General features: G+C 58.6%; 13 protein-coding genes. 12 read left to right on the top strand and 1 reads right to left on the bottom strand.

Translation table 11 applies throughout. The features are described 5' to 3' along the window. Positions 1-97: 97 nt before the first annotated feature. On the bottom strand, positions 98-1,024 hold the full coding sequence (locus tag KGB23_RS04925; protein WP_223430130.1) for a 2-hydroxyacid dehydrogenase: 927 nt from the start codon (positions 1,022-1,024) through the stop codon (positions 98-100). 288 nt (positions 1,025-1,312) lie between these two features. Between KGB23_RS04925 and gabT the strand changes: the two genes are divergently transcribed. From gabT to KGB23_RS04865, 12 genes are all read left to right on the top strand, one after another. Then, positions 1,313-2,605 carry a 4-aminobutyrate--2-oxoglutarate transaminase gene (gene gabT / locus KGB23_RS04920; RefSeq protein ID WP_223430129.1) on the top strand — a complete coding sequence of 431 codons (1,293 nt, stop codon included), beginning with the start codon at positions 1,313-1,315 and terminating at the stop codon, positions 2,603-2,605. A 93-nt stretch (positions 2,606-2,698) separates the two neighbouring features. Beyond that, complete coding sequence (locus KGB23_RS04915) at positions 2,699-3,355, top strand: HAD family hydrolase (protein WP_223430128.1); 657 nt, start codon at positions 2,699-2,701, stop codon at positions 3,353-3,355. A 47-nt stretch (positions 3,356-3,402) separates the two neighbouring features. Then, positions 3,403-3,891 (top strand): Lrp/AsnC family transcriptional regulator, encoded by a 489-nt coding sequence (locus KGB23_RS04910; protein WP_223430127.1) that lies wholly within the window; start codon positions 3,403-3,405, stop codon positions 3,889-3,891. A 175-nt stretch (positions 3,892-4,066) separates the two neighbouring features. Further along, entirely contained in the window at positions 4,067-6,190 is a 2,124-nt protein-coding gene (locus KGB23_RS04905; RefSeq protein ID WP_223430126.1) for a TonB-dependent siderophore receptor, read from the top strand. Between the two features lie 475 nt (positions 6,191-6,665). After that, entirely contained in the window at positions 6,666-8,603 is a 1,938-nt protein-coding gene (gene acs / locus KGB23_RS04900; RefSeq protein WP_223430125.1) for an acetate--CoA ligase, read from the top strand. Positions 8,604-8,726: 123 nt separating this feature from the next. Continuing rightward, complete coding sequence (locus KGB23_RS04895) at positions 8,727-9,932, top strand: DUF1624 domain-containing protein (RefSeq protein WP_223430124.1); 1,206 nt, start codon at positions 8,727-8,729, stop codon at positions 9,930-9,932. A gap of 108 nt (positions 9,933-10,040) precedes the next feature. Continuing rightward, a complete protein-coding gene (locus KGB23_RS04890) occupies positions 10,041-10,181 on the top strand; it encodes a hypothetical protein (RefSeq protein WP_156400838.1) in 141 nt (46 codons plus the stop codon). A gap of 95 nt (positions 10,182-10,276) precedes the next feature. Then, the gene (gene nirB / locus KGB23_RS04885; protein ID WP_223430123.1) at positions 10,277-12,838 is read left to right on the top strand and encodes a nitrite reductase large subunit NirB; all 2,562 of its coding nucleotides are present in this window, start codon (positions 10,277-10,279) and stop codon (positions 12,836-12,838) included. After that, complete coding sequence (gene nirD / locus KGB23_RS04880) at positions 12,838-13,215, top strand: nitrite reductase small subunit NirD (protein WP_223430122.1); 378 nt, start codon at positions 12,838-12,840, stop codon at positions 13,213-13,215. The genes nirB and nirD overlap by 1 nt, the downstream gene beginning before the upstream one ends. Before the next feature lie 40 nt (positions 13,216-13,255). Next, on the top strand, positions 13,256-13,696 hold the full coding sequence (locus tag KGB23_RS04875) for a CBS domain-containing protein (protein ID WP_046046902.1): 441 nt from the start codon (positions 13,256-13,258) through the stop codon (positions 13,694-13,696). 790 nt (positions 13,697-14,486) lie between these two features. Further along, positions 14,487-14,930: a CopD family copper resistance protein gene (locus KGB23_RS04870; RefSeq protein WP_046046915.1), complete on the top strand. Its 444-nt coding sequence runs from the start codon at positions 14,487-14,489 to the stop codon at positions 14,928-14,930. Positions 14,931-15,046: 116 nt separating this feature from the next. Then, positions 15,047-16,390, top strand: a complete 1,344-nt coding sequence (locus KGB23_RS04865; protein ID WP_223430121.1) for a coproporphyrinogen III oxidase — start codon at positions 15,047-15,049, stop codon at positions 16,388-16,390. Positions 16,391-16,395: the final 5 nt, after the last annotated feature.

Here is a 16,395-nt window from a genome sequence, read left to right as displayed (position 1 = left end):
ATGAACATCAGGTCTGTTGTTTAACGCCAGATTTGCCTCAGAGAAGATAAAAAATCTGGCGTCGGTTGGTTGTTACTGGTGAGTTGACAGCCGTTGGTCAGTAACTTCGCTCGCGGTCAATCTGGCCAAGCATTGACTCACCGCGTTGATGTCGGCGGATATTCTCCAGCAACACGCTAAACGCACTTTCCGGTTGGGTCATCGCAGCGATATGCGGTGTCAGCAATATTTGCGGATGGTGCCAGAAGGGATGGTCTGGCGCCGCCGGCTCCTGTTGCAGTACGTCGAGCACCGCCGCACTGAGCTGGCCGCTGGCCAAAGCCTCAAGCAGATCCTCTTCTATCAGGTGCCCACCCCGGCCCATGTTGACCAAGGCAGCGCCCTTTGGCAGGTGCTGGAATAACTGACGGTTGAGAATCCCTTTGGTCTGCTCGGTCAATGGCAGGACGCACAGCACGATATCGCATTGGCCGAGGAACGCCGGAAGTTGCCCGGCACCCGCAAAGCAATCCACTCCTTCAATCTGATGTTCGCTACGTGCCCAGCCCGACAAGGCAAAGCCAAAAGGCTGCAGCGTGGCCAGAATCTGTTGAGCCTGCGTGCCGAGCCCCATGACACCTACTCGACGTTTGGCTGCCGGTTGCAGCAGGTGAGCCTGCCAGCACCGGGCCATTTGTTGCTGGCGATAGCGGAGCATATCCCGGTGCAGGCTCAGCACCGCAAAACTGGCGTATTCGCACATGCCGCGGGTGATGCCGGGGTCGAGTAAACGTACCACCGGCAGGTCCGTTGGCAGACTGTCAAGGTCAAGCTGGTCGACACCCGCCGACAAGGCGAACAATACCTGCAGGTTTGGCAGCAAGGTGTCGACATCGTCCGGCGCCTGCCAGGCCGCCAGGTAGCGAATATCCTGCGGATCGCCGATGTCCGGCCAGGCACGCCATTCGATATCGGGGGCGTGCTCGGCAAACAGACGCTTCCAATGTTCACCGCGCACCGGGTCGGCTTTATAGAGCAGGGCCATGGGTCATTTCTCGCATTAAATAGGGAGCCTCAAGCATGCCCGAGTGGCGGAGCAGGATATGTCGAATGATTCTGCGTAAACGCATCACGCTGCGTTGTAGGGGGCGCCTATCGGCAGATTCCATGGGGCCGGGCCACAGCTGAAGGATTCTGCTGTTTGCCGGGGTGAAAACAGTCGATCCGGATTTCTCAGGGGTCAAGTTCGGCTTAGACAATTGCGTCGAAAGCTTACCCTGTGAATCACGTCGCAGCCGCTACCCGGTTGCCAGACTCACTATGAGAGATGCCAATGAACAGTAAAGTCGAAGAAACCCCGAATTTGCTCCGTCAACGCGATCAATTCGTGCCACGAGGGCTGGTCACCGCACACCCGCTGGTCATCGATCGGGCCCAGGGTTGTGAGATGTGGGACGTGGACGGGAAGCGCTTCCTGGATTTCGTCGGCGGCATCGGCGTGCTGAACATCGGCCACAATCACCCCAAGGTGGTCGCGGCGGTGCAGGCGCAATTGCAAAAGGTCAGCCATGCGTGCTTCCAGGTCGTGGCCTACAAGCCCTATCTCGACCTGGTACAACGCTTGTGCGAATTGGTCGGTGGTGGCGAAGCCTACAAGGCGGCGCTGTTTACCTCCGGTGCAGAGGCTGTGGAAAACGCGGTGAAGATCGCCCGCGCGCATACCAATCGCCCGGCGGTCATCTCCTTTCGAGGCGGTTTCCATGGGCGCACGTTGCTCGGTACGACCTTGACCGGCATGAGCCAACCCTACAAGCAGAATTTCGGGCCTTTCGCTCCCGAGGTCTTCCATACCCCGTACCCTAACGCTTATCGCGGTTTCAGCAGCGAGATGGCGCTGCAAGCCCTGAACGAATTGCTCGCGACCCAGGTCACGCCGGATCGAGTGGCGGCGATCATCATCGAACCGGTGCAGGGCGACGGAGGCTTCCTCAGTGCGCCACCGGAGTTTCTCCAGGCGCTGCGAGCGCTGACCGAACAACATGGCATTGTGCTGATTCTTGATGAAATCCAGACCGGCTTCGGCCGCACCGGCAAATGGTTCGGTTTTCAGCACGCCGGGATTCAGCCGGATCTGGTCACTGTCGCCAAGAGCCTGGCAGGTGGTTTGCCAATATCGGGCGTGGTGGGTCGTGCGGACATCATGGATGCGCCATTACCCGGTGGTCTCGGCGGTACTTATGGCGGTAACGCCCTGGCGTGCGCGGCGGCGTTGGCGGTGATCGAAGCTTATGAACAAGAGCAGTTGCTTGCACGCGGTGACCTGTTGGGCGAGCTGTTACGTCAGGGCCTGCTGCGTTTGCAGGCACGTCATCCGCGCATTGGTGACGTACGCGGCACCGGCTTCATGTTGGCTATCGAACTGATCAAGGATGATGAGGCCCGCAGCCCCGATGCCGAACTCACCCAACAACTGATCGATCAAGCCAGGGTGGGTGGGCTGTTGGTGATCAAATGTGGGGTGTACCGTAATGTGCTGCGCTTCCTTGCGCCTCTGGTAACCGAAGAGGAGCAGATCGACGAAGCGCTGACTATTCTTGAAGCGGCATTGTTGCGTGTGTTGAATTGATCTCATGCCTCGGTTGGCGCTTTGCAGCAATGCGCCAACCGAGGGCATTTAGAGCACATGGATTGATGAATGCATCATGGGAGGCTACACACCATGTACCTGACTGATTATCGTGCACTGCTGATCGATTGCGACGAAGTCCTGGTCGATCGGGATTCCGGTATCTGGACGGCCCTGCAACCTTTGCTCGAAAACCATTCGGGCACGCTGGGCAGGGAAGAGGTATTGGCTGAGTTTGACGAGGCGGTGCGCACGCTGTACCCACGTTTTTCCGAGCTGGGTTTCAGTGGTTTATTGTGCTTTGCCCATCGTCAACTGGCAGAGCACCTTGGGCTCAAGGCCAGTTGGGAGGAGGGCATGAGTTTCGCCCGTTCGGCATGCAACTGGTCACTGTTCGAGGACGCGCCGGGTGCCATGTTGTACCTGCGCAAATTCTATCGGCTGCTGGTGTACTGCGATCGTGATGCTGAAGATCGCGAGCAGCTCTGTGAGCGTTTGGGGATTTTACCCGAAGACCTGCATTCCCGAGCCAGTAATCCATTGGAGGACGGCGCATGGTTGCTGGCCAATAACCTGGAGCCCAAAAATATTCTGCAGGTATCCAGACCTCCAGCGCAGCCGCCAAAATCGGCTGGTTTGTGCCTGATTCGCCGCGGCCATGAAGATTCTACTCAGGAATACTCCGCAGATTTTTACATCACCAGCATGGCCGACCTGGTCGCTCAGCATCAGCTATCTTTGCGACGTTGAGTTTGCTAAAACCACTGTCTAACTGAACGGCAATCACGAGGTACCCGATGGAAGGTTTAATTAAACTAGACCGAATTGATATCAGTATCCTGGTTGAACTTCAAAAAGACGGTCGAATGACCAACGTCAGCCTGGCCGATGCGGTGGGTCTGTCATCCAGCCCGTGCTTGCAGCGGGTCAAGCGGCTTGAATCGGCTGGCTATATTTCCGGGTACAGAGCTCATCTAAACCTTGCCAAGATCACTGACTCGGTCACGGTATTTACTGAAATCACGCTCAGCGACCATAAACGGGAGGACTTCGCCAAGTTCGAATCCAATATTCGTTTGGTCGATGAGGTACTTGAGTGCCATTTAGTAAGTGGCGGTTACGATTACCTGGTGCGCTTCATGACCTGCAGCATTCAGCATTATCAGGAAGTGATCGAAGGGCTTCTGGACAAGAACATCGGTATCTCCAAGTACTTCAGTTATATCGTCATTAAATCTCCTGTACTTAAAGATGGGATCCCGCTACGTAGACTATTACGTCACTGATGTCCCTGACTACTTAACCTCGATTGTCAGTGGGCGGCTGTTGCTGCAATGAGTTGTGCATTAACACAGTTGTTTGAAAGTAAAGACTATTCAGTGAGAATGGGAATTGATATCATTAGTTACAATTCCTCCCGGCTGTTGATGTGGCCGGTATCTTCTCAAAGGTTTTATGTTCATGCGTCGAACTCTCGTTTCTCTGTGTGTGATTCAAGCTATCTCTCAGTCCACCTGGGCTGAACAATCACCCACTGATCCCGCCTCGTTAGAGTTACAAGCGATCGATATCAATGGAGTATTCGATGAGCAGGCCCAAGGGCCGGTCCAGGGGTATCGCGCGACCCGTTCGGCCAGTGCGACGCGTACCGACACTTCGATTCACGAAACACCACAATCCATCAGTGTGGTGACAAAGGATGTCGTCGAGGACATCAGTGCCACTCGATTGCAGGACGCCCTCGACTACGCTGGCGGGGTGGGGCGGGCCAACAATTTTGGTGGCCAGGGGCTGACCACCTTTACTGTACGTGGCTTTACCACCGGCGAGTTTTATCGCAACGGGTTCCCGATCAACCGTGGCTATCCGAACATGCCGGATGCGAACACCATCGAACGGCTCGAAGTGCTACGAGGGCCCGCGACCATGCTCTATGGCCGCGGCGATCCGGGTGGCACCTTCAACGTGATCTCCAAGCAGCCGCTGGCCGAGCCCACTGTGACTCTGGGCAGCCAACTCGATGACCAGGGCATGCAGCGTGGCACCCTGGATGCTTCCGGCCCGCTCGACGAAGAAGGCCGCCTGGCCTATCGCTTGAACGTGGTGGGTGAGGGCGGCGACACCTTCCGCGATCATGTCGAAACCGAGCGCTACGGCGTCACGCCGGTGCTTGCCTGGCAGGTCAACGACGACACCAGGGTGATTTTCGAAGGCGACTTCATGCGCAACAACCACCCGCTCGATCGCGGCCTGACGCGCTATCCAAACCAGATCGGCACGGCCTCCCGCGATACCTTCTTCGGCGAAAAAGACGTTGGCAAACTGCACAACGACAACAACATGGCGCAGCTGCGTTTCGAACACGTGCTCGACGATACCTGGACGCTGGGCGGTGGATTCCAATGGCTCGACGGCACACTGCAGGGAAATGCCGTCGAGGCCAACGGTGTCGCGGCTGACGGGCGCACCCTGGGCCGCAACTTCAACTATCGCAAGCTGGAGTGGACGGACAAGGACACCCAGCTCAACCTCACCGGGCATTTCACCGCGGGCGGTTTCGAACATACCTTGCTGACCGGCGTCGAGTACGAAGATTACGACTACCAGTCGATAATCCAGCGCTCCAGCGGAGCGGTGAGTGCCTACCCGATCGATATCTTCGACCCGGTGTACGGCCAGCCGCGTCCAGCCTTGACCCGCACCCCGACCAACGACAAGGAAAACCTCAAGACCTACGCCGCGTTCATCCAGGATCAGGTGGCCTTGACCGAGCGCTTGCGCGTCCTGGCCGGGGCCCGTTTCGAACGCTTCGAGCATGACTACGAAACCTTCGTGCCGGGCGGCAGAAGCTGGCAGGCCAGCGACAATGCCGTGACCCCGCGCATAGGGGTGACCTACGACCTCAGCGACACAGTGGCGATTTATGCCGATACGGCGCGCTCGTTCAAGCCCAATACCGGTGCCAGTCGCGAGGGCGGCGGTTTTGATCCGGAAAAGGGTAAATCCTATGAGCTGGGTATCAAGTGGCAAGCGCTGGACAGCCAGTTGAGTGTCGATGCGGCGATCTACCAGATCGAAAAGCGCAATGTGCTCACCACCGATCCCGTGGACTCGACCTACAGCGTGGCGGCAGGCGAGGTACGCAGCCGTGGCTTTGACTTGAACATCGCCGGCAACCTGACCCCGCAATGGCGCGTGATTGGCGGCTACGCCTATGTCGATGCCGAAGTGACGAAGGACAACGTCATCAAATCCGGCACCCGGCTAATGAATATTCCGCAGAACAGCTTCAGCCTGCTCAACGTCTACGAGTTCCAGGATGGCGCACTCAAGGGGCTGGGTCTCGGCACCGGGCTCAAATACGTCGATGAGCGAGCAGGGCAGACGGCCAATACGTCGTTTTCAATGGGCAGCTACACCGTTGTCGACCTGCTGAGTTACTACAAGGTCAACGACAAGATCAGGCTCAATCTGGATGTGAAAAATCTGGGGGACGAAGATTACGAGGAAGGGGCATTCGGCAATGTCTACGCCTATCCAGGGGCGCCTAGAACCGTGCAGGTGGGAATTTCATACACCTTGTAGGAAGAATCTTCCTGGGGCGCTAGAGAGGCATTTTTGACCGTAAGTATTACGAACGCTCTGTTTGCTTTCTCTATCGTCAGGTCTATACGTACTTGCCGATTTCCGAGCTCGAAGATCCGACGGTCAACAACGCCTGGCAGATCTTCGAGTAACGGTTGAGTTCACGGTAATTTAACCCAGTCGTGTAACTAAAGCCCATTTCCATCCATGCTCATGAATGTTGGACGGAAGTTACGCTACGTTCTATTTGGCACATGTCGGTAGATTCTATGGGGATGACTAAAGCTGAGGGATTCTGCTGTTTCCGGGGTGAAAACAGTCGATCCGAATTTCTCAGAGGTCAAGTTCGGCTTAGACAATTGCGCCAAAAGCTTAACCTGTGGAAAACATCGCAGCCGTTTCCCGGTTACCAGGTACTGGGCACGTTTAATCAGTACAAACACTTAGCAACAACTATTCCACCGAGGTAACAAAGATGAGTGCGGCTTCTCTGTATCCCGTTCGTCCCGAGGTTGCGGCCAACACCCTGACTGATGAGGTGACCTACAAGGCCATGTACCAGCAGTCGGTCGTTAACCCGGACGGCTTCTGGCGCGAGCAAGCCAAGCGCCTCGACTGGATCAAGCCTTTCACCACGGTGAAACAGACTTCTTTCGACGATCACCATGTCGACATCAAATGGTTCGCCGACGGCACCCTGAACGTTTCCTACAACTGCCTCGACCGTCATCTGGCCGAGCGCGGCGATCAAGTCGCGATTATTTGGGAAGGGGATGACCCGGCCGAAAGCCGCAACATCACCTACCGCGAGTTGCACGAACAAGTCTGCAAGTTCGCCAACGCCCTGCGTGGCCAGGATGTGCACCGCGGCGACGTGGTGACTATCTATATGCCGATGATCCCTGAAGCCGTGGTCGCCATGTTGGCCTGTACCCGGATCGGCGCGATTCACTCGGTGGTGTTCGGTGGTTTCTCGCCGGAAGCCCTGGCGGGACGGATCATCGACTGCAAATCCAAAGTGGTGATCACGGCCGACGAAGGCATTCGTGCCGGCAAGAAGATCCCGCTCAAGTCCAACGTCGACGACGCGCTGACCAACCCGGAAACCAGCAGCATTCAGAAAGTCATCGTGTGCAAGCGCACCGGTGGCAACATCAAGTGGAATCAGCATCGCGACATCTGGTTCGAGGACCTGATGAAAGTGGCGGGCACTGTGTGCGCGCCGAAAGAAATGGGCGCTGAAGAAGCGCTGTTCATCCTTTATACCTCCGGTTCGACCGGTAAGCCGAAGGGCGTGCAACACACCACCGGCGGTTATCTGCTGTACGCGGCGATGACCCACGAGCGTGTGTTCGACTACCGTCCGGGCGAAGTCTACTGGTGCACCGCCGACGTCGGTTGGGTCACGGGTCACACCTATATTGTCTATGGCCCTCTGGCCAACGGCGCGACCACCGTGTTGTTCGAAGGCGTGCCGAACTATCCGGACATCACCCGGGTGGCGAAAATCGTCGACAAGCACAAGGTCAATATCCTCTACACCGCGCCCACCGCGATCCGCGCGATGATGGCGTCGGGCAAAGCCGCTGTTGAAGGCGCCGATGGCAGCAGCCTGCGACTGTTGGGTTCGGTCGGTGAGCCGATCAACCCGGAAGCGTGGGATTGGTACTACAAGAACGTCGGCCAATCCCGTTGCCCGATCGTCGACACCTGGTGGCAGACCGAAACCGGCGGTAACATGATGAGCCCGCTGCCGGGCGCTCACGGTCTCAAGCCGGGTTCGGCGGCACGTCCGTTCTTCGGCGTGGTGCCGGCGTTGGTGGACAACCTGGGCAACATCCTCGAAGGCGTGGCCGAGGGCAACCTGGTGATTCTCGATTCGTGGCCAGGCCAGGCGCGCACGCTGTATGGCGACCATGACCGCTTCGTCGATACCTACTTCAAGACGTTCCGCGGCATGTACTTCACCGGTGACGGTGCGCGTCGTGACGAAGACGGTTACTACTGGATCACCGGTCGCGTGGATGACGTGCTCAACGTGTCCGGCCACCGCATGGGCACCGCCGAGATCGAAAGCGCGATGGTCGCCCACCCGAAAGTCGCCGAAGCGGCGGTGGTCGGTGTGCCGCACGACATCAAAGGGCAAGGCATCTATGTCTATGTCACGTTGATCGGTGGCGAAGAGCCGAGCGAGCAGCTGCGCCTGGAACTGAAAAACTGGGTGCGCAAGGAGATTGGTCCGATTGCTTCGCCGGATGTGATCCAGTGGGCGCCGGGCCTGCCGAAAACCCGTTCGGGCAAAATCATGCGCCGGATTCTGCGCAAGATTGCCACGGCCGAATATGAGGGGTTGGGGGATATCTCCACCCTGGCGGATCCGGGTGTGGTTCAGCACCTGATCGATACCCGGTGAAGTGTTCACCCAGCGCACCGATGCCGCAGGTAAAATTAGCTTCGAGCTGCCGTGGCAGGACACCTACGTGGTGGCCGTGGAATAAACAGGCCTGATCCCTCGACCATTACATGAGTGACTGATATGACCCCATCTTCAGGATTGGCAGGGCAGGCGACAACCGCTTCCCCTGCGCTTGCAACCAGTGCCGTCAAGGCCAACACCCGCATGCTGGCGATCGACGCCCTGCGCGGTTTCGTCATGCTGTTGATGCTGATCGACCATGTGCGCGAAACCTTTCTGCTGCACCGTCAGGTCACCGACCCGATCGATGCGCTGAGCGTCACGCCGGACCTGTACTTCACCCGCATGCTCAGCGAAATCTGCGCGCCGGCGTTCATCTTCCTCACCGGTTTGTCGGCCTGGCTCTACAGCCAGAAACACACGGCGAAAGAAACCTCGGTGTTCCTGCTCAAGCGCGGGTTGTTCCTGGTGTTTCTCGAAGTCACCTTTGTGTGCTTTGCCTGGAACGCCGAGTTCCCGCCCAAGACCCTGTGGCTGCAGGTGATCTGGTGCATCGGTATCTGCATGATCGTGCTCGCCGGGTTGCTGCACTTCAAACGCAGTTGGTTGATTGTGCTCGGCGTGGCCATTGTCGCCGGGCACAACCTGCTCGATGGCGTGACCGTGGGGCCGGAGTCGCCGTTTTTCGTGCCGTGGTCGATCCTGCATCAGCGGGTGTTCATCGACATCACCGAATTCACCCGGGCCCGCACCACGTATCCGGTATTGCCCTGGATTGGCGTGATCCTGCTGGGGTGGGGGATCGGGCCGTGGTTCGGCAAGGACATGGACCCGGCCGAGCGGATTTCCCGCCTGCTCAAACTGGGCGCCGGCCTGCTGGTGGCGTTCGTGTTCATTCGCTACTTGAATGTCTATGGCGAGAAACCCTGGGTGCAGACCGGTGACTCGTTGCGCACCTTCATGAGTTTCATGAGCGCCAAGAAGTACCCGCCGTCGCTGATGTTCCTGATGCCGACGATTGGCCTTTCGCTGATGTTGCTGGCGCTGTTCGAGAAGCTGCAGGATCGCTGGTCCACCGCGACCCTGGCGATTTACGGCGGGGCGCCGATGTTCTTCTATTTGCTGCACTTGTACGTACTCAAGGCCATGTACCTGGTGGCGGTCGCGATTTGGGGCGCCAATCAGGGGGCCTATTATGGCTTCGATAACCTGCCCACGGTGTGGCTGTGGAGTGTGATCCTCGGGGTGCTGCTGTTCTTCCCGACGCGCTGGTTCGCCAACCTCAAGCAGCGCCGCCGCGATATCGCGATCCTCAAATACCTCTGAGGTGTGCACTTTTATAAGGCCGCGCAACACGCCTCTGCACTATGCGAAGGCAAATATCGGGCGTTCATAGGCGCCCGTAGTCAACGTTTACTGGCGCAAGGACTGCCAATGGCTGACTGGCACAAAGTCTGCAAGACACTGTTCAGGCCCACTGTGAACGCAGTCGAGTGGGCAGCCCCCTCGGTCAACGACGATCGATTGGCCGAACAGGTCGCGGGCAACATCGGTGGATCCGGCATAGATGCCTGACTTAGCACCGTAAATGAACAGGCAAAGACGCCTGGAACCGCAAGGTTTCAGGCGTTTTTTTTTGCTTTTTGAACAGCTATCGACGGGTGTCTCTTATGAATTCCAATGTTGCCACTTTGAACAAGCTGCAAACGCTGATCGTGATCGGCAATGGCATGGTCGGACATCATTGTGTCGAACAGCTGATCGAACGCGGTGCCCTTGATCACTATCGGCTGCACGTGTTCAGCGAGGAGCCGATGCGTGCCTACGACCGCGTGCATCTTTCCGAGTATTTCTCCGGCCGTGATGCCGAGTCGCTGGCCCTCGGCGAAGCCTCGCTGTACCAGACCCCGGGCGTCACCCTGCATCTGGGGGTGCCGGTCCTGGAAATCGACCGCGCACGCCGCCAGGTGATCACCGCGCAAGGGTGCATTTCTTACGACAAATTGGTGCTGGCCACCGGGTCCTATCCGTTTGTGCCACCGATCGAAGGCGCCGAGGGCGATTCGCGGCTGGTGTATCGCACCCTTGAAGACCTCGATGCCATTCGTGCTGCGGCAAGCAACGCCCGACGCGGTGTGGTGGTCGGCGGTGGTTTGCTGGGTCTGGAAGCGGCCAACGCCCTGAAAACCCTGGGACTGGAAGCGCATGTAGTGGAATTCGCTCCGCGCCTGATGCCGGTGCAACTGGACGAGTACGGTGGCCTGGCACTCAAGGCGCAGATCGAGCGGCTCGGCGTCGGTGTGCACCTGTCGCGCGGTACGCAATCGATCAGCGCAGGCGAGGAATACCGCTACCGGATGAACTTCGCCAATGACGAATTCCTTGAAACCGACCTGATCGTGTTTTCCGCCGGTATCCGTGCGCAAGACGCACTGGCCCGTCAATGCTCGCTGGAAGTCGGCCCGCGCGGCGGTGTGGTGATCGACGACCAATGCCAGAGCAGCGATCCGAACATCTATGCCATCGGCGAGTGTGCCGCGTGGAATGGCAGCATTTTTGGCCTGGTCGCCCCGGGCTACCAAATGGCGCGCGGTGTCGCCGCACTGCTGTGCAACGAAACCGCCGAGCCGTTCATGGGCGCGGACATGTCGACCAAACTCAAACTGCTGGGCGTCGATGTCGGCTCCATCGGTGATGCGCACGGCAGCACGCCGGGCGCGCGCAGTTATCAGTTCATCGACGAAACCACGGCCAGCTATCGTCGCCTGGTGGTGGACGCGACGGGCAAGCACGTACTCGGTGCGGTGTTGGTCGGTGACAACAGCTATTACGACACGCTGCTGCAATACATGCAGAACGCGATTGCGCTGCCGGCGGAACCCGCCAGCCTGATTCTGCCGTCGTCCGAAGGTGCGCCGACCCTCGGCCCGGGCGCGTTGCCCGAAGCGGCCACGGTGTGCTCGTGCCACAACGTGACCAAGGGTTCCATTTGCTCGGCCATCGACGGTGGCTGCACCGACCTCGGCCTGCTCAAATCGCAGACCAAGGCCTGCACCGGTTGCGGTGGTTGTGCCGGGCTGCTCAAGCAGGTTTTCGAGCATGAGTTGATCGCCCGTGGCGTTAGCGTCGACAAGAGCCTGTGCGAACACTTCGCCTATACCCGCCAAGAGCTTTATGCGCTGGTGCGGGTAGAAGGGGTGATCACTTTCGAAGAACTGCTGGCCAAGCATGGCCGTGGCCACACCGGTTGCGACGTGTGCAAACCAGCGGTGGGCTCGATCCTCGCGTCGTGCTGGAACCAGCCGATCATGGACGCCTCACTGGTGCCGCTGCAGGACACCAACGACACCTTCATGGCCAACATGCAGAAAAACGGCACCTATTCGGTGGTGCCGCGCATCCCCGGTGGTGAGATCACCGCCGACAAACTGATCGCGATCGGTGTGGTGGCGAAGAAATACGACCTCTACACCAAAATCACCGGCGGCCAGCGTATCGACCTGTTTGGCGCGCAGTTGCATGAATTGCCGGACATCTGGGCCGAGCTGATCGAAGCCGGTTTCGAAACCGGGCATGCCTATGGCAAATCGACCCGCACAGTGAAGTCTTGCGTCGGCAGCACCTGGTGCCGTTATGGCGTGCAGGACAGCGTGCAAATGGCCTTGACCATCGAGGACCGCTACAAGGGCCTGCGCTCGCCGCACAAGCTCAAATTCGCGGTGTCCGGTTGCACCCGCGAGTGCGCCGAGGCCCAGAGCAAAGACGTTGGCGTGATCGCTACCGAGAAAGGCTGGAACCTTTACATCGCCGGCAACGGCGGCATGCGTCCACGTCACGCCGAGCTGTTCGCTACCGACCTCGACGATGAAACCCTGATCCGCTACATCGACCGCTTCCTGATGTTCTACATCCGCACCGCCGACAAATTACAGCGTACCTCGGTGTGGCGCGAAAGCCTGGAAGGAGGCCTCGATTACCTCAAGGACGTGATCATCAACGACAGCCTCGGGCTGGGTGAAGAGCTCGAATCGCAGATGCAACTGGTGGTCAATCGCTATGAATGCGAGTGGGCCAACGCCCTCAAAGACCCGGAAAAACTCAAGCGCTTCCGTACCTTCGTCAACGATAAACGCCCGGACCCGGACATCCACTTTGTCCAGGAACGCGGCCAGCGGCGCCCGATCATGGCGGCCGAACTCAACCTTATCCCTGTTATCGAGGAGATTGCCTGATGAGCCAGTCCAATACCCAACGCATCGATTCCCTGGAAAACACTGAGGCTTGGCAATCGGTGTGCGAGCAACAGGACCTGGTCAGCAACTCCGGCGTCGTCGTCTGGCTCGACGGCGCGCAAGTGGCGCTGTTCTACCTGCCGGGTGCCGAGGGTCGGACCCTCTACGCCATCGACAACCATGACCCGCAATCCGGGGCGAACGTGATCGGTCGCGGGTTGGTGGGCAGCATCAAGGGTGATCTGGTGGTTGCATCGCCGATCTACAAACAGCATTTCCGCCTTGAAGACGGCAGTTGCCTGGAGTACCCGCAACAGCGTCTGCGTGTCTGGCCCGTGCGGTTGAACAGCGGCGTGGTGGAAGTCGGGGTGGCTTGAGCCTGTTCAACAGCATCGCGTATCCGCATCGGAGGCATTTATGAAAACAGCCGCACAATTGCTGAAACTCAAGGTCGTGCAAAACCGCCAGGTGCATAGCATCGCGCCGGATGAGATGGTCCTTGAAGCGCTGAGGATCATGGCTGAAAAGAACGTGGGCGCGCTTCCGGTGATCGAAGCCGGGCAGGTGGTCGGCGTGATCAGCGAGCGCGACTATGCGCGCAAGGTCGTTCTGCAGGGGCGCTCTTCGGTTGGTACGCCGGTGCGCGACATCATGAGCGCGCCTGTGGTGACGGCTGACAGTCAGCAGAGTATTGAGCGTTGCATGGCGGTTATGACTGACAGCCATCTGCGTCATCTTCCGGTGATGGAGGGTGGCGAACTGATGGGGCTGTTATCGATTGGGGATTTGGTTAAGGAAGCCATTGTTGAGCAGGCGGATTTGATTCGGCAACTGGAGCATTACATTCGCGGGCACTAGACCGGTCAGCGCCACTAAGGTTGGAGTACATATCCGTTTCTGCGGTGTTGGCTGATTACGGTTTCGCTTTTACAGCGACTCCCTTTTGCAGACGCCCAAAAGGAAGCAAAACGCTTTGCCCCTCCATTCGGTGCCTCGCCTAGGCTCGGCATGCCCTCACTCCGGCATTGCTCCGGGGGCGGCTACCGCGGCATCCTTGCCGCGGTGCCCCCTGCGCAACGCCTGCGTTCGGCCTCTGGGAAAGGGGCAACAGATCAAAATCAAAAGCAACGGCAACGGCAAGATCAACAGCTTCGCGAGCAAGCCCGCTCCCACATAAAGCAGATCGGCGTACAACTTTCGCTCCTCACCACTCAACAGGCCGAGCGTTAGCTCGCCTGCAGCTTTTGATCTGGATGCACCGCACCCTCGAGAGGCCGAGTGGAGGTTCTGCGCAGTGGGCAACCCGGCATGGATGCCGGGTTAGCCGCCCCCGGCCATGGATGGCCGATGGCGGCGGGCCCACGGAGCAGGACCGGAGCGAGGGCATGCCGAGCCTAGGCGAGGCACCGAACGACAGGGGCAGAAGCGCTTTGGTTACTTTCGCGCTTTTCGAAAGTGACCCGCCGTAAGGGCGGAACCCTAAGCAGCCATCACCGCAGAAACGGATATGCACACGGTTTTGCGGCTTTCTTGATCGGTATCAACCGCATAGCCCGACGGTCTCTGTAGTCTCCAGAGACCGACAGCCAGTGCGCTCACCCCAATGTTCGCCGTAGCGCGGGTTGCCTTGACCCAAGGCGAAAACACCATGATCTATCCGCTGATTCTGACCTTGCACCTGTTTGCCGCGCTGATCTTCATCGGCACGGTGTTCTTCGAAGTCCTGTTCCTGGAAAGCATCCGCAAACAGTTACCCGCCAGGGTGATGCTGCTGGTGGAGCAGGGGATTGGCCGCCGGGCCCGCTCGCTGATGCCGTGGGTGCTGCTGGTGTTGTTCGGGGCGGGGCTGGGCATGGTCTGGTTGCGCTACTTGCCAGCCCTGGCCTCACCACTGGCCTCATCGTTCGGCACATTGCTGGCGTTGAAAATTGCGGTGGCCGTGAGCGTGCTGCTGCATTTCCTCGGCGCGATGTTTTTGTTCAAAAGCGGCCGAATGAGCCCGCGATACCTGCACTTCATCCATGGCAGCCTGTTTTGCCACATGGTCGTTATCGTGCTGCTGGCCAAGGGCATGTTTTACCTGACATGGTAATCGGGGCTGACCGGTGGTCCGTTGTGCAGACACTTCGCTTGCGCTTGACGCAAATCAAGGAGCATTGATGGTTAAACCCGGAGACTGTAAATCCGTAGCCAGTCTCGGAGACCGTCATGCTCGATTTACTTCACAACCCAGGCGAGATCGCCCGGTGCGATCAAGGCGTGCTTGACCCTAACTGTCATGCCGACACGCAAAAATTTCATGACGGTATTGGCTCTCTGGACCTGCTTCGTGCATTGCGCGTCAGCCGCCAGAAGTGCCGTCCGCTGTCCCTGAATGTGCAACTGCCTTCCAGCCTCAAGCCGTCTTCCTGTTCCCCGCGAGATATCGCCGGCGAGCACAACGGTATCGAGCAGTACCTTCAGCACCTGGAGCGTGAAATCGACCTCGTCGGTTGTCACCTGGGCGCGGAGCAACGGGTCGAGCAGTTTCATCTGGGCGGCGGAACACCCGCGCCTGCCCATCTGGAGCGGCTGATGAGTCATCTGCGTGGCCGGTTCAATTTTCTCGAACATGAAGGCGGTGACTACAGCGTCGAGGTCGACCTTCACCATACCGACTGGTCGACCATGGGGTTGTTGCGCAATCAGGGATTCAATCACGTCAGCATCGGCGTGCCGGATATAGACGCCGACTGTGACAGGTCGGTGGCCTGCTACCAGAACCCGGCGCCGATCCAATCGCTTATGGACGCGGCGCGCACCTTTGGTTTTCGATCCATCAACGTCGATCTGGGTTTTGGCCATGCCTGGCAGACGCCAGACAGTTTTGCGCTGAAGCTGGCGAGCATTATCGAGCTGGAGCCGGACCGGCTGATGGTGTTCGATTATGCCCGGCCACCACGGCGCTATCGGCCGGTGCTCGGTGACAAAGTCAGAGCACTGTGCAGCCAGAACGATAAAGGCGCGATGCGCCAGATCTGTTTCGAGCAACTGCTTTGTGCGGGTTATCACTACATCGGCTTGGGGCAGTTTGTCCGGCCTGATGATGATTTGGCGGTCGCCCAGGAGCGAGGCCGGTTGCGCCGTACCTGTGAGGGTTTCTCCCGTCACGGCTATTGCGATCATGTCGGGTTCGGCTTGGGCGCGATCAGCCAGATCGACGATTTGTACACGCAAAACACCGACGGGATTGAACGCTATCAGCAGCAACTGGATATGCGGCAACTGCCGACGTGTCGAGGCTGGCGCTTCGAGGCGGGGGACCAGATCCGGCAAATGGTCATGGAGCGTCTGGCCTGCGATCAGGAGCTGGATATCCGCGCTATCGAGAGGCGCTACGGACTGGTTTTTTCCAAGTACTTCTCCGCCGTCTGGCCGTTGCTGGAGCAATTGAGTCGGGACGGGTTGATTGAATTGTCAGACCGTTTCATCAGCATCCTTCCCGCCGGTCGGCCGGAAGTGGATGCCATCTGCAACCTGTTTGAAAAGGATTTGGGCGGTGCGAAGCATTAATCCCA

The organism is Pseudomonas sp. GL-B-26 (genome assembly GCF_019947405.1).
Classification (GTDB): domain Bacteria; phylum Pseudomonadota; class Gammaproteobacteria; order Pseudomonadales; family Pseudomonadaceae; genus Aquipseudomonas.
The sequence above is the reverse complement of the archived record's forward strand: the minus strand, read 5'-3'. Positions and strand labels throughout refer to the sequence as shown.